Origin of the sequence: Anaerococcus groningensis, from assembly GCF_046365465.1 — a bacterium.
Lineage (GTDB): Bacteria > Bacillota > Clostridia > Tissierellales > Peptoniphilaceae > Anaerococcus > Anaerococcus groningensis.
Genome location: NZ_JBGMEG010000007.1, coordinates 41,376 through 63,629, shown reverse-complemented (window position 1 = coordinate 63,629; position 22,254 = coordinate 41,376). Strand labels below are relative to the sequence as shown.

The following is a 22,254-nucleotide window of genomic DNA, read 5'->3' as shown; positions in this document are numbered from 1 at the left end:
TGCTATAATATGCATTTTGTAATATATATTTGGTAATATTTTAGTAAACATAAAGGAGATATAAAATGGGAGTTAACTTAAGAGGAAGAAACCTAATGGCAATCAAAGACTTCACAGAAGATGAAGTACTTTACCTTATCGAACTATCAGAACAATTTAAAAGATTAAAACTTGCAGGTACACCACACAAATACCTAGAAGGAAAAAATATAGCACTACTATTTGAAAAAACATCAACAAGAACAAGATGTTCATTCGAAGTAGCAGGATATGACCTAGGAATGGGAGTAACATACCTAGATCCAGGTTCAAGTCAAATGGGTAAAAAAGAATCAATCGCAGATACAGCAAAAGTATTAGGTAGATTCTACGATGGTATCGAATACAGAGGATTTGACCAAGACTTAGTAGAAGAACTTGGAGCAAACGCTGGAGTACCAGTATGGAATGGTCTTACAGATAAATGGCACCCAACACAAATGATCGCAGACATGCTTACAATCAAAGAAAACTTTGGTAAACTAAGAGGCATCAACTTTGTATACATGGGTGACTGCAGAAACAACATGGGTAACTCACTAGCAGTAACATGTGCAAAACTAGGTGTAAACTTCACAGGATGTGGTCCAAAAGACCTATGGCCAGAAGAAGATGTACAACAATTAGCACGTGAATTTGCAGAAGTACACGGATCAAAAGTAAACTTCACAGAAGATGTAAAAGAAGCAACAACAGATGCTGACGTAATCTACACAGACATCTGGGTATCAATGGGAGAACCAGAAGAAGTTTGGGAACAAAGAATCGAACAACTTCACCCATACCAAGTAAACAAAGAAGTAATGGCAAATGCAAAAGATACAGCAATCTTCATGCACTGCCTACCATCATTCCACGACCTAAACACAACAGTAGGTAAAGAAGTTAACGAAAAATTCGGAAACAAATACGACCTAAACGGCCAAGAAGTAACAGAAGAAGTATTCTTATCACACCAATCAAAAGTATTTGACGAAGCAGAAAACAGAATGCATACAATTAAAGCAATCATGTATGCTACACTTAAATAATTAGTTTAAGATAAAATATTAGAGTGACCTCATAAGGTTTTAAAGCCTTAGAGGTCATTTTTTTATAAAAATTTACCTATGTTTTACATGTATTTTACATTATTGATATAAACTTACTTAAAAAGCACAAAGGGGATTTTATGAACAAATTATTAGTAGCAGTACTTGCAACAAGTCTTGTTTTTGGAGCGAAGGATAGTTTTGCAAATGAAGAAATAATTCAAGATGATAAATATGAAGTTTTTGAAGAAACCAGATCAGATTTAGAAAATGTAAATTTATTAGCAGAAAATGATACAGTTACAAATCAAAATGATTTTAATATTGTAATTAATGAAATCATGACAAAAGACCCAAACAAAGGTCCAGACTATGTAGAACTTTTCAATAAAGGAAGTCAAGCAGTAGATTTAACAGGTTGGTACATTTTTGATGATAAGGATAGAGAAATAAAAGCATTATCAGGAGTAGTTTTAAATCCTGAAGAAGTTTTTGTATTAGAAGAAAATAATCATTTTGCTTTTGGACTTGGCAAAGATGATCAAGTAAGGTTATTTAATGCCAATGGAGAATTAATTGATAGCTACCAATGGTCAGGTGGCCATCCAAACGAAGTTTTTGCCAGAAATCCGAAAACTGGAGAGATGGAACAAGCACCATCTTCAAAAGGTAAAGTAAATCCAGTAGCAAAGAAAGAAGAACCAATCACACCAGAACAACCATCAGTAAGCCAAGAGTCAACATTTAAAGGCAAGATAGTAGTAAATGAAGTAGAATCCCAAGACCCTAGTGGTGGAAACGACTATGCAGAAATATACAACAATACAGACCATGCAATAGATATTTCTGGTTGGTATATCCTAGATAATGACCCAAAACATAAAAAAGATCCAGCATTTATTGTAAAAGAAGGAACAAGCATACCAGCCAAAGGGTTTTTCGTATTTGAAGAAAATGTAGACTTTAAATTTGGTCTAGGTGGCAATGATGAAGTAAATCTATACGACAAAGAAGATAAGCTAGTAGATAAATTTGCTTGGCAAAATCATGCAAATGGTACATATGGACGAATTCCAGATGGTACAGGAGAAATTGTAGATGGTAAGGCTTCAAAAGGTAGAGCAAACACTACAGAAGAAAAAGTAGAAAAAGAAATAAATGTAGAAACAAGTGCATGGCCAGGTATCGATGAAGTAAAAGTGTTAGACGAAACATCAATATTTGACCTAAAAGACCTATCAGGCCTAGATAATCACGATGGTTGGATATATGGAGTAAACAACAAAGAAGGTAGATTTGTAATATTTAAAATAGAAAATGACCAAGTAATCTTTGCCCCAGGATTTGATAACAAAGGAAAAGCAGTCAAATTTATAAAAGATGCCAATGATCCAAAAGCAGCAGGTCCAGACTCAGAAGGTATCACAGTGGATAATAAAGGAAGAGTTTACCTAGCAGTAGAACGCGACAACGGCGATAAAAATGTAAACAAAAACATGATACTTCAAGTAGCAGATCCATTTAAAGATGCAAAAGAAATGGTAGCAGACAGAGAATGGAACATCACAGAATTATTGCCAGATGTAGGAGCAAACCTAGGCATAGAAACCATTGAGTGGGTAAGCTTTGATAATCTAAACGGATTATTATATGACCAAAAAAACAACAAAGCCCTAGACAAAAACGACTATCCAAAGGCCTACGCAGACGGAATATTCTTTGTAGGTATGGAAGCAAATGGCCATGTATACGCCCTAGTACTTGAAGAAAATGGAAAAGCAGAAGTCATATCAGAAATCCAAACAGGTCTAGGTGGAGTAATGAGCATGGACTTTGATACAGAAAACAACGTGCTTTGGGCAAATGCAGACAACGACTACAACAATATCCACAACATAATCCAATTTGATGGAAGCAAAGATCCAAAAATTGTCCACGTAACAGCACCAAAAGATATGAATATCGACCTAAACAACGAAGGATTTATGATAGATCCAAAAGCATCAGCAGATGGACTAAGATCAACCTACTGGTTTATGGACGGAGAAAACACCAAAGCCTTTAGAAAAAGCGCCATAAAAGCAGATTACATGAAAGACCTAGGGCTTACAAAAATCCCAGGCAAAGAAAGCCCAAAAAAAGACCAAGGCAAAAAGCCAATCATAGACAATATAACAATAGTAATCCCACCAACACTAAAAATAGAAGATAAAAAAGAAATCGAAATCCACTACAACAAAGAATTGCCACAAATAAAACAAAGCAAAAACGAACCATACGCAGAAAAAATCACAGACGAGATAATCTATGTATCAAATGGCTACAAATCAATAAAAGAAGGCTATTACTACAAAAAAGACCTACTAGCAAAATACAACAAACTAAAAGCATCAGTAGAAAAAAACCGCACAACAGCAAGAGCAATCCAAATCCTAAAAGATATTGCACCAAATATAGCAGAAAAAAACAAAGAAACAATAGCAAAACTTCTAGAAACATCACAAAAACTGCAAGAAAAAAGCCAAAAAGCCTTAGAAGAGATGGATATAATCTTAGCTGAAAAATAAGTGATAGAAAAAGGACAAAGAAAACCTCGGGAAGAATCCTGGGGTTTTGCTATATATAAGTAAGGGGTTAAAATCAGTTTTTGGAATCAGGCTAAAATATAATTTTACTAATAACATTAATTAATACAGTATAATATAAAATAATTACAATACTAAACAAAAAGGAGAAAATATGTCATCAGCTCAAAACCCAATACGAACAGGCCTGTATGAATTTATTCAAAAAAGCACTGGAAGTCAATTTGTAATACCAGTGTACCAGAGAAATTATACTTGGACAGCTGGAAAAGAAGTTAGAAGGTACTTAGATGATCTTGAAAGTGTATTGAATGGCGAGTTTGAGAATCACTTTTTAGGCATAATTATTTACATAGATAAACCAATTGATTTTTCTACAAAAGAGTTTTCAGTTATTGATGGACAACAAAGGATTACAACCACTTTCTTAATCCTGTATGCTATACGATATATTATGGTAGAAAATGGAATGGATGAAGAAATAAAAGCACTCGATGGACAAGTTTTAACAAATCCCTTTTCAAATGAAAAAATAAAATATAAATTAAAACCACTAGTATCTGATGATGATGTATACCAGTATATAGTTAAGGGCAAAGCTGATAAGATAGAAAATAAAAGTTCAGTAATTTATAAAAACTTTATATATATCCTTAATGAAATAAGAAGCTTAAATAAGAAATATGAACTTAATGAAATAATACTAGCCTTAGACAAACTTTATGTAGTTTGCATACCTCTATCAGATAATGATAATGCTCAAAAGATATTTGAATCTATTAATGCTACTGGTGTAAAACTAACGGCATCAGACTTAATAAGAAATTTTTTATTAATGGATATGAATAGTGATTTACAAGAGAAATACTATAAAGATTACTGGATGAAAATAGAAGAGTATCTAGTGCACGATTCTAAAAACTTGAATCTTTCTTTAGACTATTTTTAGCTAGTAAAGATAAAGTTTTACCAAGTAAGAATGAAGTTTATAATGAGTTTATAAAATGGTACAAAGAAGAGAATAAGAATTTAAGTAAAGAAGAAATATTTAACGAATTAATAATGTACTCTTCTTACTATAATGAAATTTATTACAAAGATATTCAAAATATTCAGGCAAAGTTACAAGATACAGTAAAAGAATATAGGAAAATATTATCAGAGATGCCAGCTCCTCTTATAATGGAACTATACAAAAAATATTATAAGGATGAAATTACTATAGACCAACTAGATTACTGTATAAAAGTGATTAATAGCTACTTAATAAGAAGGGGATTGTCTGATATGGAATCTAATGTTATATCAAGACTATTCCCTACCCTTATAAAAGATATAGAACAAGATTGTAAGGGAGATTATACAAATATAACAGAAATTCTTAAGAAAAATTTAGTCTATAAAAATATAAACAATAGCATGTATGTGCCTGATGACACTCAACTCTATGATTTTGTAATTAATGCTAATATGTATAAGAATAAGACAGCGTTAAGAATATTTTTAGATAAACTAGAGCATGATAATAATCCAGCTCCTGTAAATCTAGAAAAATTAAGTGTAGAACACCTGATGCCACAAACACCTACAAGAGAATGGATAGAAAGACTTAGGACTACTGAAGATGATTACCAGAGAAACCTTAATAGGTTAGGTAATCTAACTTTGGCAGCAAAATCTGATAATAGCAAGATGAAAAATAACCCATGGGAATATAAAAATGAAATTCTAAAGTCAACATCACATTTAATCATAAATCAGAAAATATTAGAAAAAGATAAATGGGACATTGAAGAAATTGATAGAAGGACTAAAGAGCTAATAGACGAGATCAATAGATTATTTCCATATCCTAAGACAAGCGAAAAGTTAATAAGAAAAGAAGAAATATATATAAAAACTACAAAGATAAAAGCTTATGCCTATCTATATGTCGATACTGGGGATGTAGAGATATTAGAAGGATCTGAGCTTCATAGATTTGATAATCCAGAAAAATACCCAGATGTTGAAGAAGAAAGAGACCAACTTATAGAAGAAGGCATTATTTATGATGATGGAGAAAACCTAATATTTAAAGAAAATTATTTGCTTGCTTCAAAATCAACATACGGAACAGCATTAACAAAATCAGCAAATCTAATACTGCATGGATTTAAAAATGGATGGAATCATTGGAAAGATTCAGATGGCAACTACCTAGCAGATAACGAAAATCTTAAATCTAAATTTAATTTAAACTAATCTATAGAAAATATACTAATATAAATAGAAAAACCTATGGTATCTTTATAAAATATATACAGTATTAATAATAGATCTAGGAGATTAGTATCAGTAGTTACACCTACCCCTAAGCTTTATAAAGCAAAGACTATAAAAACAAACAAGCCCTAAAAATGGGGCTTGTTTTTTCTTTAGGGTGATATGTTTAAATTGCAATTTTAATAGATAAAAAGTTTATAAGAAACTTAAAAAAATGTAACGTATATGTTATAATTGAATTAAAAATTTTAATTTATTAAAGAATAATAAAAAAATGTAAGGTAATAATTTTAACAATACATAAGATTAAACATTTTGTAAAAATATAAAATTCCCAGACATATTATATTAAAAATATGTCTAGTTGTCTTACAGGTAAAAATAAATCTATAAAGTATAAAAGAGAAAAAAACTCACAGTAAGGACATAAAAAAGTCGCCAAAAAAATGGTTAATATTAAATCATATATACAAAAAGAACCAATACGAAACTAAAAAGAATTGAGGATCCATAAATGGACAAACTAGACATGCACACAAAAAACCTAGCGGATAAGAAATATCAAGCCCTAAAAGACCTATTTCCAAACGCTATCACAGAAACAAAAGATGAAAATGGCGAACTAGTAAGGGCCATAGATAAAGATATCCTCATGCAAGAAGTCTCTACTCACGTAGTAGAGGGTAAGGATGAAAGATACCAATTTACCTGGCCAGATAAGAAAAAGGCCATCCTAAATGCCAATGCCCCTATCAACAAAACTCTCAGACCAGCTAGGGAAGAAAGTGTTAACTTTGATGAGACTGAAAACCTATATATAGAAGGTGATAACCTAGAGGTACTTAAGCTTTTACAAGAGACTTATCTTGGAAAGATTAGGATGATTTATATAGATCCACCTTATAACACTGGGAAGGATTTTGTTTATAATGATGACTTTAAAGAAAGTGTAGATGAGTACTTGGAAAATGGTGATCAATATGATGAGGAAGGAAATAGATTAGAAGCTAATAGAGAAACTGATGGTAGATATCACACTAACTGGCTAAATATGATGTACCCTAGGTTAAAGTTAGCTAGAGACCTACTATCTGATGATGGAGTGATATTTATATCCATTGATGATAATGAAAAGGATAATTTAAAAAAGATATGTGATGATATTTTTGGAGAATCAAACTTTCTTGCCGAATTTATTTGGAATAATAAATATACTGTTTCTAATGACACATATATATCCAACCAACATGAAACAATTTTTTTATATAGCAAATCGGGAGACTTTAACATAAACTTATTACCAAGAAGTGAGAAGCAAAATAAAGATTATAGAAACAGGGATAATGATCCCAAAGGACCTTGGAAACCTACACCTATTCATGCCAGAAGTGGTAGTTTAAGTGGTAAATATGAGATTACATTTGGTAATGGTGTCACTTGGACTGCTCCTGATGGTAGATACCCTAGATATTCTAGAAAAAAGTTAAAGCAGTTGTATGAGAATAATGAACTGTATTTTAATAAGAACGGTGGAGTTGACAAAAAAACATATTTATCAGAAGTAAGGCAAGGTATGACTATAGGAACGTTATGGAGATATGAAGATGTGGGGCATTCACACGGTAATAATGAGGAACTATCATCGTTATTAGGGAAAGGTATTTTTAATGATCCTAAAGGTACTAAACTAATAAAAAGAATATTACAAATTGCATCAGAAAAAGACTCAATCATCCTCGATTTCTTTTCCGGATCTGCAACTACAGCACATGCTACTATGCAACTAAATGCCAAAGATGGAGGCAATCGTAAGTTTATTATGGTCCAACTACCAGAAGCTACTAATAAAAAGTCTGTGGCTTATAAAGCAGGATATAAGACCATAGCAGAAATAGGAAAAGAAAGAATAAGAAGAGCTGGTAAAAAGATACTTGATGAAAATAAAGACAAAGAAGGAATAGAAAATCTTGATATAGGGTTTAGGGTGCTTAAGACTGACTCATCAAATATGAAAGATGTATACTATTCTCCTGCAGATACTGAACAAAGTTTCCTAGATGATTTGGCAGATAATATCAAAGAAGATAGGACTAGTGAAGATTTACTCTTCCAAGCTATGCTAGACCTTGGTATATCTTTATCATCAAAGATAGAAAGTCAAATAATAGATGGTAAGGAAGTATTTGCAGTCGAAGATGGATTTTTAATAGCTTGCTTTGATAAGGATGTCACAGAAGATACTGTAAAAGAAATAGCAAAAAAAGAGCCTTACTATGCAGTATTTAGAGATAAGTCTATGGCAAGTGATAGTGTTGCAGCAAACTTTGACCAAATATTTGCTAGCATCAGTCCAGAAACCATAAGAAGGGTAATCTAATATGAAGTTTAATTTTAAAATTCAAGACTACCAGACTGATGCTGTGGAGGCAGTAGTAGATGCTTTTGAAGGTCAGGTATATTCTAATGGTGTTTCTTATAGTAGAGACCTTGGAAATCTATTAACTACTAGAGGTATCCAAGCCACAGTAACTATGGATGAAAAAGGAAAATCTTACTTGGATGAAGACTTGTATGATACTGGATTTAAGAATGAGAAAATCACCGTATCACCAGACAATCTCTTATCAAATATCAAGAAAGTCCAACAATATAATAACCTTAAGCTATCCAATAATCTTTTAGGTAATAATGGAGCTTGTACTTTGGATATAGAGATGGAAACAGGTACTGGTAAGACCTATGTCTATACCAAGACCATGTATGAGCTTAACCAAAAGTATGGTTGGTCAAAGTTTATCATAGTGGTCCCATCTATTGCTATCCGTGAGGGGGTCAAGAAGTCTCTAGAGATGACCGAAGACCACTTCATGGAACAATATAACAAGAAGATAAGATACTTTATCTATGATTCAAAAAACCTCCACCAGCTAGATGCCTTCTCTAGTAACTCTGGAATCAATGTAATGATTATAAATATGCAAGCCTTTAATACTTCCCTAAAAGAAGGTGGAAGAAGCAAGGATGCTAGAATTATTTATTCAAAACGTGATGAGTTTGGATCAAGGTGCCCTATAGATGTAATAGCTGCCAACAATCCAATCCTAATCCTCGATGAACCACAAAAGATGGAAGGTAAGGCGACACAAGAGGCTCTACAGAACTTCAACCCTCTCTTTGCCCTAAACTATTCAGCAACCCACAAGACTAAACATAACCTAGTATATGCCCTAGATGCTGTGGATGCTTATAACCAAAAATTGGTTAAAAAGATTGAAGTCAAGGGAATAAAGGTCAAAAATCTAAGAGGGACCGACAGTTATTTATACTTAGATGATATAATTTTATCACCAAAAGAGCCACCAAAAGCTAGGATAGAAATAGAAATAGGACATAAGGGATTTATAAAAAGAGAAAGCAGAATACTATCAGTAGATGACAATTTATACGAAATATCCAAAAATATGGATCAATACCAAGGATATAGGATATCGGAAATCAATCCAAGAGAATCTACAGTAAGCTTTACAAACGGAGTTACTATAGAAAAAGGTGAAGTTCTAGGGGATATATCCGAAAAAGACATAAGAAGAATTCAAATTAGAGAAACTATAAAGTCTCATTTTGAAAAGGAAGAAGAATTATTCAACCAAGGTATCAAGACACTATCCTTATTTTTCATAGATGAGGTTGCAAAATATAGACAATATGATGAAGATGGCAACCCTAGCCTAGGTGAGTATGGAAAGATGTTTAACGAGGAGTACCAACTTGTATTAAATGAATATAAAACATTTTTGGATATACCTTACCAAAAATATCTAGAATCTATAGATGTGGAGGATACTCATAAAGGATATTTCTCTATTGATAAAAATGGAAATTTAGTAGATGGTAAGATTAAAAAATCTACTGGTATGTCTGATGATATATCTGCCTATGACCTTATACTTAAAAACAAGGAAAGACTCCTAAGTTTTGATGAACCTACTAGATTTATATTCTCTCACTCTGCTCTTAGAGAAGGATGGGATAATCCGAATGTATTTCAAATTTGTACCTTAAAGCAAGGTCAATCTACAACTATGAAACGCCAGGAAGTAGGTCGTGGGCTTCGCCTAGCTGTAGATAGAGAAGGTACTCGTATGGATGCTAAAACTCTTGGTGAGTCCCAAGTACACAAGTTAAACAAACTAACAGTTGTAGCTAGCGAAAGCTACAAGGATTTCGTTAAAGATTTACAAAAGGAAATCAAAGAAAACTTAACTGAAAGGCCAAGAAGTGCATCAGCAGAATACTTTGAAGGTAAGACTATAAAAGTTAATGACCAGAACCATGAGATAACAAAAGAAGAATCCAAAATCATCTATATATATCTAGCTAGCAATGGTTATATAACTAATGATGGTAAGGATAAGATTACAGATAAGTACCATCAAGATGGGCAAAATAATCAGTTAGCTCCGCTTCCTGAAAATCTAAAGGATGGAAGTGAGGGAATACAAAAACTAATCCAAAGTGTCTTCGATGATAAAGTTTTAGAAGATATGCTCGATAATGCTAACAAAGCTAAAATTTTAAAGAATAAGCTTAATGATAATTTTTATAAAAAAGAATTCCAAAGCTTATGGTCAAAGATTAATCACAAATATACCTACACAGTATCATTTGACAGTGATGAATTGGTAGAAAAAGCAGTAGAAGCAATAGATGATAATCTTTTTGTATCGAAACTCCAATATTCTCTAAGCGTATCCGAACAAAAAGAAGATATTACAAGAGAAGAAATAGCAGGTAGAAATTCATTTAGTCCAGTAACTACAAGTGTAAAGAATGTAGAATACAGCCATAGAAGCCAGATTAAATATGACATGGTAGGAAAGATTGCTGAAAATACTAACTTAACTCGTAGGACGGTAGTTAAAATTTTAAAGGGAATCAGAGCCGAAAAATTCTCTATGTATAAGAATAATCCAGAAGAATTCTTTAGAGAAATATCTAGAATTATTAGAGAGCAAAAGGCTACTATGATAGTAGAGCATATTTATTATGACAAGCTAGAAGGCGAGTACGATACGTCCATATTTACAGCGGAAAAGTATACCCCAATAGATAGGGCCTACAAAGCTCAAAAACATATCCAACCATATGTGTTTACAGATGGTAGTGCAGAAAATTCTATAGAAAGAACATTCGCAAAAGACCTAGACTCCCATGGAGAAGTATGTGTATACGCCAAACTCCCAAGAGGATTTGCTATCCCAACCCCAGTAGGAAACTACAGCCCAGACTGGGCCATAGCCTTTAACGAAGGAAGCGTAAAGCATATATACTTCATAGCAGAAACAAAGGGAAGCATGAGCAGTATGGATCTTAGAGCAGTAGAAAAGGCAAAGATAGACTGTGCGAAGAAGCTATTTAACGAGATATCTACTGAGGATGTCGTTTATCATGAAGTGGATAGTTATGAGAGTTTGATGGATTTAATGCCTACATTATAGAAAGGAATAAATGTCAGTTAATCAGAATATTAGAGATATTAAAAATATAAAAAGAAGAATATCAAGATTGGAAAAATCTAAAGTAGATGCAGAAACAAGAGCCGCTAAGTGTGATGTAGAAGCTGCTAAAATAGAATTTAAGAGCAGTGATTCTAGTTCGAGGATTAGAAGTAAGCAAAGACAAATGGATAGGCTAAAGAGTGATGCATCAGACTATAGGAAAAAGTCTGCAAAGTACTCTAAAGATATAGCAAAAGAAAATAAAAAGTTATTTGAGACGACTAACAAACTAGAAGACGAACGTCAGAAAGAGTCAAAAAAGCAAGAAAAAGCATTAAAAGATTTCCAAAACTTATATAAATCCAGAGTAAAAGATATGGAAGAAAATATGATTACAGAAGATAATTTAAACAATGATGTATCAAATGATGAGTTTGACTTTTTCATATCTCATGCATATGAAGATAAGAAGAGCTTTGTAGATGAGTTTGTGAGAGAATTAAAAGAACTAGATTTAAAAGTATGGTATGACGACAATATTATACCTTGGGGTGGATCTTTAAGAGAAGAAATAGATAAAGGACTGAAAAATTCTAAGTATGGAATAGTAATATTATCACCTAGCTATATTGAAGAAGGAAAGTATTGGACGAAAAAAGAACTAAATGGTTTATTCCAAAAAGAAAGTATAGAAAAAGGAAAAATTGTACCTATATGGTACGACTTAAACAAAGCAGATGTATTAAATTACAGTCCAATGATAGCGGATATGAAAGCAATGACCTCAGCTAGTCTTACACCAAAAGAGATGGCTTTAGAATTTAGAGAAATAATGAATTCAACTGATTAACAATTGTCTAATTTTAAAATCAGATTTTTTATTGGTAACTTGGGATAATTGAATACATGAATATTAGTTAAAAAATACTCGCGGCCCTCAGGGAATGCGAGTATTTTTTATATCATAAGTCACTTTACAAATTACTATCTATGGTGGCAAATTTATTATCCAAACCAACCCCAAAGAAAATCAATCAAAAATCTCTTTCAAAAGTTTATAAGATTCTATCCTATTATCCACATCAAAGATTGGTGAGAATGATAGTATTTCGTCTATTTGGTAGGTTTCTATTTCTTTTTCTAGTATGTCGGCTACTTCTTGCTTATTTCCCTTTATTAGATATCTCATATCATAAGCTTTTTCAAGGATGGCTTGGTCGTTTAGGTTAAAGTGGTGGTCTTTTAAGTCTTCTGGGTCTACTATACCACTGTAATCATTTTTGATTTGTTGGATGTGGTAGTAGTCAAAGGACTTACCTATGTAGTCTAATTTTTCCTTATCTTCACATACTAATATCTTATATGATATTGAAATGTAAGGATCTGATGAAAATGTAGATGGTTTAAAATTTTTCTTATAATCTTCAAATACCTTTGCTGGTGTATCTACTAGGAAAAATTTGGCAAATGAATAAGGAAGTCCCCACTCTGCTGCCCATGGAGCAGTTTTACCTGTAGATCCTAAGATCCATGGGTGTACCATGCTATCAGTATTGGTTGGCACGGCCTTAACATTTGAATAAACTGGGTCTTCTGGTTTGCTATCTTCTAGAAAGGCTAAGATTGTTTCAATTTCTCCATAAAGTTCTGAAGGCTCATTTCTAAACTTATTATTTAAAGCTCTCATTTCGGATACACCACATCCTGGAGCACGGCCCATGCCTAGGTCTATTCTGCCGGGTGCAAGCTGGTTTAAGGTTTTAAATATTTCTGCTATTTTAAGTGGAGAATAGTGCATAATCATAGTTCCTCCAGCTCCGATAGCCATATTTTCTGTCAGTGATAGAAAAAAGCTTGCTAGCACTTCTGGAGCTACTGAAAGTAGGCTCTCGTAGCCGTGGTGTTCTGCAAACCAATATCTATCATATCCAACTTTATCTATTTCTTGTACAAGTTTTTTAGTATCGTTAAAAAATTCGGTGTTCGATTTTCCTTTATCTTTTAACATCAAATCATGGACCCCAAGTCTCATATTTTCCTCCCCAATTGTTTGTTAATTATATAAATTATACCATAAATTTTACTATTTATTTTGAAACATTAGCTAGATGCTCTCTTTTAGTAATATATTGACAATGTCTTAAAACTTAGTGACTTAAAGTATTAAATTTTAATAATTCTTTATTAATACCATAAATTCTACTTTAAGCAAATAAATGCCTCTAATTACTAGTAAAGTCTAGTAAAATTGTTGTATAATAGTTATTATAAAAAGCTAATTGTATGTATATATTTTAGTTTGGATAAATAAATTTAAAATATTGTCCTAAGGATTATTATAGACTAATATTTTTACCTGAATTTTTTTGAAAATATTAGTAAAGGTTTAATTTGAGGTGTTGCTGATGGAAAATAATATATTAGCTGGAGAAACTGTTTTAACAGAAAACATGGAGTTTACATGGATAAAGGATGTTACTAAACACGAGTCAACTCCTATAGAAGAAATAGATTTTGGCAAAGACTATACCCTATCTTTAAAAAAGAGGATATCTTTTTATAAGTATTTTATCAATTATTTGCTTACTGAAAATTATGAAGCATTTGGTATTGATAAGAAAAAGGTCAGTGAGAAATCTTATGCTATATTTGATGCTATAGAAAAAAATGAAGAAAGCCAAGAACTTAATAAACTAGTTGACTTTATAGCAGATGAATTTGAAAAAAGAACTTACAGGAGCAATCAGTTGCCATCTGTTGCTAGTGGGTCTGCTTTAAGTGAAGATTGTGAAATATTATCTATAAGTAAAGAAGAAATCCTTGCTGATTTAAAGGCTGATTTTATAAGCAGAGATAGGATGATAGCCTATGCTTTTGGCCTAGGTATGGATATAGAAGAGCTAGAAACTTTTTTGATGAAGGTCCTTGAAGGAACTGGACTTAATATTTGGGATAAAAAAGAAGGGCTTGCTTACATAGCCTTTAAGTTTTTTCCTAAGGATTCTCTAAATTTTTATATCAGAGCCAATGAATTGTATGATTATACAGGTGATTTTAATAAATTAAAAGATGTAGACCAACTTGCAAGCCTTAATACCGTAGTCTTACAAAATTATATAAATGTCTACCTAAGTACCTTTGTAGATGTAGAAAGGGCTAGCGATGATTTAATTTTGGATATAATTGGCTATTACAAGGAATTAGTTAGCCAAAATACTAGTAGGACTATAAAGACTGAGTTTATTAGTAGCTTTGAAGGTATAGAAAAAAGATTGGCTGATAGGCTAGAGGAAGATATAGCGGATGTTAAATTTTTTGTTAGGGGAAAAGTTGAAATAAGCTATAGCTCTGATAAAGATATAACTTTAGGTCCAGACGATAAATTTATCTGGAGGTCAGACTTAACTCAGGAAACTTTAATCTATCATCCATATAGGGAATATAGGCTTGCTAAAAGCCCAGAAGAAAGAAAGATAAAGCTTAGTCTAGTTAGTAATCTTTATGATAAAAAGGAAGATGCCCTTCTTTTAATTCATAAAGAATCTTACAAAAACTTTGCCTTTGTAAATGACTATGAATTTATAAAAAGTGTAGCCTCTGATGCTTTTTATATAACTGATAGCTACAAGGATGCTATCTTAGCCTACCTATATAAAAAAAGTACACCTACAAAAAAGTCCTATCCTGAAATAAGTGAAGAAAAACTAGCCTTACTGGATGATCTTTTAAAGGATACAAAAATAAGGCTAGAAGATTTAAGTGCTATTATAGAAAATAATGAGCTTGATAAGTTAAGTAGGGACTTATTAATTACTGTATTTTTCCTAGACTTTGTTTTAAATAACGAAGATAAGTGGGATGATTACTTAGAAAATCCTACAAAAAGAAAAAGAAATTATTTAATTTTCATGGACCATCAGCTAAGAAATTGCAAGCTTTATGAATACAACACTTCAAACCCTTATGAGTGTGTATTATTAAAGCTAGTGGTTGATGATGACCCTATTGAGGCATTTAAAGATTTATGGGCCCTATATGTAGCTAACATAGACAAAAAGAGAGATTAAAGATGAAAAATTTTAATTCGCAGGAAGAGTTTATTAACAGGATTAAAAATAAGGTTAATACAAATAGGATCCCCCTAGCAGGAGAAAAATTTAATATCATCAGTATGCTAGGTGAGGTTAAGTATGAGGTTAGAGTAGATAAGCTCATTGGGGCAGGCGGGTCTTCCCTAGTTTATGATGTATGCGTAGATGATAATTATCCACCTGTGAAAAGAATGATTATGAAGGAATTCTACCCTAATTATAATGAAAGCATGATTAAAGCAAGTAGAAATCCAATAAGCCAGCTAGAATTAAATTTTGAATTTTTAGAGCCAGAAGCAGAAGACAGATTTCGTAAGGACCGAGATAAATTCATGGATGCTTATAATAAGCATATCAGAATTTTGGATATGGATACCAACCTTCACGGCAAAATCGTAAGACCCTATAGGCTAGAGATTGACAATTCGTATTTGTATGCCCTCTATGAGGTAGATACTGCTAACAGTGTAGATAAGTATTACAATTTAGATTTGGCAAGGATAATAGAAATAATTAAGCAAACTGCTGATATTTTAATCCACCTGCATAAAAATGATATTATCTACATGGACTTAAAACCGGCCAATATTTTATACAATTATAGCAGCAACAAGGTAAAGTTGTTTGACTTTGATGCGGCCATAGACCTTAGAGAACTTGATTATGTAAACGAATTTTACATGCCTAGCGAAAAAGCCTTTGTCCCACCAGAGCTAAGGTATATAACTGATATTTCCCACAGGAAAGAATTGTTTATATCAGAAGAAGTTGACCTATACATGCTGGGGGTTACTTTTTTCTATCTGCTAATGGGCAGGTATCCAATAGAACGTGAAAATGAGGATATGGATTTTTTAGCTAGGAATGTAAGAGAAGTTTTAAACAAAAAATCTATGAAAATCCTCTTAAATTCTAAGGCTACTGAGAAAATAATAGAGCTAATCCAAGAAAGTATCACAATCCATAGGTTTATAAGTGTAAGTGATTTTAAAAATAAACTAATCGAGATAGAAAACAACCTTAAATTTATTGATGATGTAGAGTTTTATAATATTTTATCCACAGCTCAATTTTTAAATTACCATCCCCTATATAATTATATAAGGCAAGAAGAGGACTCTAAGCATATTGATGTAGCCATTGTAGGTAATAATAATATTTCTAGAACATTTTTTAGCTTTATATTTTCCCTAGTAAATCTTGAAGGTGTAGACCTTAGAATAACTCTTTATGATAAGAACCCCTCCAAGTACTACCAGGATATGCTTATCGAAAATCCCCTCCTAGCTCAAACTACTAATATTTCAGTAAAAGGTAGGGTGAAGAATAAAAAAATAAATAAAAATATCACGGATGGGCCCTACGCCTATATAAACTTTGATTTAGCTACTGATGCCATAGACCAATCATATATACTCATCCTAGATAAGACAGGCTATGAGTACCCTGATCTAGCTAATAACTTATACGAAAAATATAAGGATGATAAGCAAGCTAGGGTAATATTAAACTATTCTATCAACAACCAAGAAGTAGACATTAGAAAAGAAGAAAATATATTATTTTATAATCTAAGTCTTTTAAGTGCAGCATCCTTATCCGATAGAAATTATAGTGAGATGCTCCTAGACCAAGCCTTTGAATATTATAGGATAAATATCATGAATTATCTGGGCGAGAGGGTAGACTTTGATAGTGTTTGGGAGGGATTTTTAAGAGAAGATTTCTACAACTTAAAGGCCTGCTTAAGGGCGGTCCTATCTATAAATTATAAAATTTATATGGCAGGGATTGATGAACATTCTGATGTAGCAGCTATATATTATAATAAGGTTTTAACTAAGGGAAAAGACCTACCTTTTGTAAGCTTAAGAGATATTTTGGCAGACTATGAGCATCACACTTGGAATAGGTTCATGATAGCCCAAGGATACAGGGTGCCAACCACAGAAGAGCTATATTCCTACGCTTACATTGATGAAAAAAATTATGCTGATTACCAAAATAAATTGCATCCTTTTATATGTAATACAGATCTGAATTTGGTAAAAAATGGGCAGATGGATAAATTAGCAGCAGTATCCTATGAAATTGATCAACTAATCAGGGAAAAAACTATCCATAAGGGCCAGCAAATCCAGTATAGGATGCTAAATATCTTGCATAATACCCTGTGGGAAGATAATAAGTATTTAAAGAAGCTAAAACCCTTATGGGAGCAGCTAGTAAGCCTAGCCTATAAAATTATAGAAAATGAATTTTACGCCAATAACTCCCTAAATGTTTTAACTTATGAAATAGAGCAAGTCCTCAATGAAGCAAAGCCTGATTTGAGAGTCTTATCTACTGATTACTATCAGATAAAAAATGACCTAAACTTACTTGTGCAAAGAAATAGGGACATAGCCTTTAGAGATTCAGAATATTTGCTTATTGACTTTATTCCCTTAATAATATCTAAAAAAATAAGAACTATTTATAAGCCTTTTATAGCTGATGATAAGAACCTATGGGCCAATATCATAGCAACTATAAAGTTTTATCCAGATAACCTAATATTTTTAACAGATGAGCCTATAGATCACAATAAGATGTTTAGGATAAAGAGCTTTCTAGAGAATAAAAGACTACAAAAATCAATAAATATCGAAGTAATCAGCTATGACCAGCTTAAGTATTATTCTAGGGAAAATGCCATAGTAGATTTTACCCTAAACAGCCATGCTGATGCCATGAGGCCTGAGTTTAACGACTTGGAATATGTAGAATATAGGGGCTTTAATGATTGGGTAGGCAACTATGAGGCCCTAGACTATTATATATCCAAAAGGTCTCTTACAGTTGAAGAAACTTTCTTTTTAAACAACGCCAAGGTTGTAGATAATAAGTCTTTAACTAATATAAGCAGTCTTATAGACTATTATCCAAGAATATGGGAACTGTATTTAAAGTTAGATTCAAAAGACTGGGAAGATTTTGTAAAAGCCATAGCCTATAACGAGCACTACTATAAGCTAGATCTTGATGATTATAAAAGGTGTGATAAGCACAGCCTAATAGAGGTTGGAAACTTTAAGTTTAGAAAAGATGATTATCAAAAGTATAGAAATTTAAATAAATTATTAGATGATTTGGTCAAAGAAGACTTGATAATTGATTACAAGTTCCCCCTTAATCCAGGTAGGCTTAAAATCCATTCTTATAATGATGAGCTTTCTAGGGATATTGGCACCTATATTTCTGAAAATATGTGGCAGTACAATGAGGATTTTAAATTATTAAAAACAGAAATAGAGGAAAATAACTATGATTATAGTTATGCGATTGTAACTGATAAGTTCTCTTTTTCTTATGATTATGAAGCTCAAAATCCTAATGAGTTTGCAAAAAAGGCCGATCAAATAATGATAGATATTGATAAGGGCTATGCTGATGACTATAGCAGAGTATTTAACCATATAGATGACCTTTCCTATATAAAGGCTATTGATAATAAAAAAATAGTCCTTAACTATGAACTGGGTGGGATTGTCTTTAGAGATTTTTTCGCTAGCCAAGGCAATATCTTAAAGCTTTATACTTATTTTGAGCTTATTAAATATGCAGACTTCTTTGATGAGATAAAAATAAACGTAAATCTAAGGTGGAAGGCCTATGATGATTATAGCGAGGATAGCCTAGCCATAGAAACCCTATTAGATATAGTATGTACCAAAGGATTTTCAACCTTCATTATCTCAACCATAAAGGATAATATAAAGGATGAAGACCTTTATGAGATTAATAACCATATTAAACAATTTGGTATAGATGCAAAACCTATACTAATATCATCAAACTCCAATGATGATACATCAAAAATCAAAAAAATAGCCGCAGCAGCTGGTGTTTATTTTATAGATAGGCAAATGCTTGAAAATAACAAGTTGGTAGACTATATAAAAAATATATCCAGTGGTAAAAAAGACTGGCAAGTTATTTAAAATAAATATTAAAATAACCGGGATTAGACTATTAATTCCGGTTATTTTTTATAAACTTACTTAAGTAGCTTTTTTAGGATTTAACCTAAATTTTTACAAAAAATGTTAATATTTTATCCATTTACCTTAACAAAATCTGAAATAGATACTGACATAGTAAGTGTCGGTGGTGGTAGTGCAGGTCTCACCGCTGCAGTTGAAGCTACTCAAGCTGGTTCATCTTGTTGTAGTTGTTGAGAAAAACGGCTTTGTCGGTGGTAATACTATTCTTTGTGGTGGTATCTACAACGCTCCAGACCCAGAACTTCAAGAACATGCAGGTATAGAAGATAGTGAAGAACTTTTCTATGAGCAAACTTATTAAGCAGGAGATGAAGTTGCTAATCCAGAACTAGTAAAAGTTCTGAAAAGCCAAGTTGATGATGGTCTAGAATGGCTAAAATCTCTTGGTATAGCATTTGATGATGAAATTGGATAAGGAGCAGGATCACTTCATCCAAGAACCCACTTGATGAATTTGGTAGAGAATTATTTACAAATAAAATTCAAGAATGTCCTTGTGTAGCCGTTCCTAGAACACCTGCCCTTCACCACACTATGGGTGGTTTAAAAATAGATGAAGGTGCTCACGTACTAGATAAAGATGGCAACCCAATACCAGGATTATTTGCAGCTGGAGAAGTTACGGGTGGTATCCACGGAGCTAACAGAGTTGGTGGAAACGCAATAGTAGATACAGTTGTATTTGGTAGAATAACTGGTCAAAACGCAGCAGCAGAAGATAAGTAAATATAGGAATATATTAATATACTCAGATATATATTTGCTATATCCTACATGTATCTTGTAAGATTAGTATTTAATAGAGCAAAAACCAGTCACGATATAAAAGTGACTGGTTTTTTATTAGTAAATATTTTAAGATTAGTAATTTTATTTAATTATACAGATAAAATTTCCATTAATTTAAAAAAATAATTGACGTCAACTAAACCACCGGTATCATGACATATAGAGATATTTCTATATGAGGTGGATTATGAGTGTTGATTATGAAAATATATCTAAAAAGCTAAAGGTGATTTCTGATTCTAAGAGGCTTAAGATTATAGATATGTTATCTTGCGATGAGCTTTGTGCTTGTGAGATACTTGAAAAATTTGATATTAGCCAGCCTACCTTATCTCATGATATGAGAAAACTTGAAGAAGTTGGTCTTGTTTCTAGTAGGAGAGAGGGTAAGAATATCTACTACTCTTTAGATAAGGCTAGTTTGGATGAGATTGAGGATAGCCTCGGGCTTATATTCCATATCCAAGATGATTGTATTTGCAAGGAATAAATCCAAAGCAAATATTTTTTTTAACACATAGAAGTATTTAAATATATCTATATGTGTGTTTACATATATTATAATTTTAACTCAATGGAGGATTTTATGAGAAATTTATATATATATGAGAAGGTTGATTGTTGTATGTCAGGAGCTTGTGGTTGTGATTCTTATGAGGAATTAGCTAGAGTTAGTGATATTGTTGATCATCTTAATAATATTGGTGCTAGCATTACTCGCTATAGCCTGGATGATGATAGGGCTAAGTTTGATGAGAATAAGATTGTAGGTAGGTTATTGGCGGAAAATGGCGAAAACGTGCTTCCTATTGTTGTAGTAAACAATGAGCTTGTTATCAGCCGTAGGTATCCTACCAACGAAGAGTTCTATGAGATATTCTTCCCTGCTTCTGATTTAGATGATATGGATGATTTTGCTGATGATGGTTGTGGCTGCGGTGGCAGTTGCAGCTGCTAATATAAGGTTTAAACCAGCTATGAGTAAGATTCATGGCTGGTTTTTTGTATCTGATATTGATACTATTTTTGTCTTGGTCGATTTTCCACTTGACACCCCCAAATCCACCAGTATTATAACATATAGAGATATTTCTATATGAGGTGGATTATGAGTGTTGATTATGAAAATATATCTAAAAAGCTAAAGGTGATTTCTGATCCTAAGAGGCTTAAGATTATAGATATGTTATCTTGCGATGAGCTTTGTGCTTGTGAGATACTTGAGAAATTTGATATTAGCCAACCCACCCTATCTCATGATATGAGAAAGCTTGAAGAGGTCGGGCTTGTTTCTAGCAGAAGAGAGGGTAAGAATACCTACTACTCTTTAAATAAGGATTGTTTAGATGAGATTGAGGATAGTTTAAAGCTTATATTTCATATCCAAGATGATTGTATTTGCAAGGTGTAAAATCCTAGGCAAATATTTTTTCTAAAACATATAGAAATATTTGAATGTGTCTATATGTATTTTTTACATATAGGATGATTTTAAATTAAGGGAGGATTTTATGAAAAAGATGTATATATATGAAGGTGCTATGTGTTGCTCTACAGGTGTATGTGGACCAAGCCCAGATGAAGATTTGATGAGAGTGTCTAGCCTAGTTGATAAGCTTAGAAAAAGTGGGGCTAGCATTGATAGATATAACTTAACTAACAATACTAAAGAGTTTGTGGATAACAAAACTATTAATAAGCTATTGGATGAAAAGGGTGAAGGTGTTCTACCAGTTGTAATTGTAGATGATGAAGTTGTTATGACAGGTAAGTATCCTAGCAATGAAGAGTTTTATGAAATGTTATTTTTAGATAATGATGCCATAGAAGAAACAAACATTGATGGCGGATCTTGCTGCTCTGGCAGTGGATGCTGCTGCTAATAGCAACAAGAGAAAGGAAGTGACTTT

Annotated in this window: 16 protein-coding genes; 15 read left to right on the top strand and 1 reads right to left on the bottom strand. The window is 32.4% G+C overall.

The genetic code is table 11. The annotated features are described in order from the left end of the window. The first annotated feature begins 65 nt into the window (after positions 1–65). The 7 genes from argF to AB9Q04_RS04930 all read left to right on the top strand — a co-directional run bounded on the left by argF (position 66) and on the right by AB9Q04_RS04930 (position 12,268). Positions 66–1,070, top strand: a complete 1,005-nt coding sequence (gene argF / locus AB9Q04_RS04960; RefSeq protein WP_410024264.1) for an ornithine carbamoyltransferase — start codon at positions 66–68, stop codon at positions 1,068–1,070. 140 nt (positions 1,071–1,210) lie between these two features. After that, positions 1,211–3,637, top strand: a complete 2,427-nt coding sequence (locus AB9Q04_RS04955) for a lamin tail domain-containing protein (protein WP_410024263.1) — start codon at positions 1,211–1,213, stop codon at positions 3,635–3,637. A 172-nt stretch (positions 3,638–3,809) separates the two neighbouring features. Beyond that, positions 3,810–4,604, top strand: coding sequence for a DUF262 domain-containing protein (locus tag AB9Q04_RS04950; protein ID WP_410024262.1), 795 nt, complete (start codon positions 3,810–3,812; stop codon positions 4,602–4,604). A gap of 113 nt (positions 4,605–4,717) precedes the next feature. Continuing rightward, a complete protein-coding gene (locus tag AB9Q04_RS04945; RefSeq protein ID WP_410024260.1) occupies positions 4,718–5,899 on the top strand; it encodes a GmrSD restriction endonuclease domain-containing protein in 1,182 nt (393 codons plus the stop codon). A 535-nt stretch (positions 5,900–6,434) separates the two neighbouring features. After that, a complete protein-coding gene (locus AB9Q04_RS04940; protein ID WP_410024259.1) occupies positions 6,435–8,297 on the top strand; it encodes a site-specific DNA-methyltransferase in 1,863 nt (620 codons plus the stop codon). Position 8,298: 1 nt separating this feature from the next. Continuing rightward, on the top strand, positions 8,299–11,418 hold the full coding sequence (locus AB9Q04_RS04935; protein ID WP_410024258.1) for a type III restriction-modification system endonuclease: 3,120 nt from the start codon (positions 8,299–8,301) through the stop codon (positions 11,416–11,418). A gap of 10 nt (positions 11,419–11,428) precedes the next feature. Next, complete coding sequence (locus tag AB9Q04_RS04930) at positions 11,429–12,268, top strand: toll/interleukin-1 receptor domain-containing protein (RefSeq protein WP_410024257.1); 840 nt, start codon at positions 11,429–11,431, stop codon at positions 12,266–12,268. Positions 12,269–12,448: 180 nt separating this feature from the next. Here AB9Q04_RS04930 and AB9Q04_RS04925 read toward each other — a convergent pair whose 3' ends face one another. Beyond that, positions 12,449–13,450, bottom strand: coding sequence for an MsnO8 family LLM class oxidoreductase (locus AB9Q04_RS04925; RefSeq protein WP_410024256.1), 1,002 nt, complete (start codon positions 13,448–13,450; stop codon positions 12,449–12,451). 373 nt (positions 13,451–13,823) lie between these two features. On the opposite strand from AB9Q04_RS04925, the gene AB9Q04_RS04920 reads away from it, so the two are divergent. The 8 genes from AB9Q04_RS04920 (at position 13,824) to arsD (ending at position 22,227) form a co-directional block, all read left to right on the top strand. After that, positions 13,824–15,485, top strand: coding sequence for a hypothetical protein (locus AB9Q04_RS04920; RefSeq protein ID WP_410024255.1), 1,662 nt, complete (start codon positions 13,824–13,826; stop codon positions 15,483–15,485). A 2-nt stretch (positions 15,486–15,487) separates the two neighbouring features. Beyond that, positions 15,488–19,492, top strand: a complete 4,005-nt coding sequence (locus AB9Q04_RS04915; RefSeq protein ID WP_410024254.1) for a protein kinase domain-containing protein — start codon at positions 15,488–15,490, stop codon at positions 19,490–19,492. A 196-nt stretch (positions 19,493–19,688) separates the two neighbouring features. After that, on the top strand, positions 19,689–19,856 hold the full coding sequence (locus tag AB9Q04_RS04910) for a hypothetical protein (protein WP_410024253.1): 168 nt from the start codon (positions 19,689–19,691) through the stop codon (positions 19,854–19,856). A gap of 110 nt (positions 19,857–19,966) precedes the next feature. Next, entirely contained in the window at positions 19,967–20,281 is a 315-nt protein-coding gene (locus tag AB9Q04_RS04905; RefSeq protein ID WP_410024275.1) for an FAD-binding protein, read from the top strand. Positions 20,282–20,531: 250 nt separating this feature from the next. Continuing rightward, positions 20,532–20,834, top strand: coding sequence for an ArsR/SmtB family transcription factor (locus AB9Q04_RS04900; RefSeq protein WP_410024252.1), 303 nt, complete (start codon positions 20,532–20,534; stop codon positions 20,832–20,834). 51 nt (positions 20,835–20,885) lie between these two features. Beyond that, positions 20,886–21,302: an arsenic metallochaperone ArsD family protein gene (locus AB9Q04_RS04895; protein ID WP_410024251.1), complete on the top strand. Its 417-nt coding sequence runs from the start codon at positions 20,886–20,888 to the stop codon at positions 21,300–21,302. A 150-nt stretch (positions 21,303–21,452) separates the two neighbouring features. Further along, on the top strand, positions 21,453–21,755 hold the full coding sequence (locus tag AB9Q04_RS04890; RefSeq protein ID WP_410024250.1) for an ArsR/SmtB family transcription factor: 303 nt from the start codon (positions 21,453–21,455) through the stop codon (positions 21,753–21,755). Positions 21,756–21,855: 100 nt separating this feature from the next. Then, positions 21,856–22,227 carry an arsenite efflux transporter metallochaperone ArsD gene (gene arsD / locus AB9Q04_RS04885; RefSeq protein WP_410024249.1) on the top strand — a complete coding sequence of 124 codons (372 nt, stop codon included), beginning with the start codon at positions 21,856–21,858 and terminating at the stop codon, positions 22,225–22,227. The last annotated feature ends 27 nt before the right edge of the window (positions 22,228–22,254 follow it).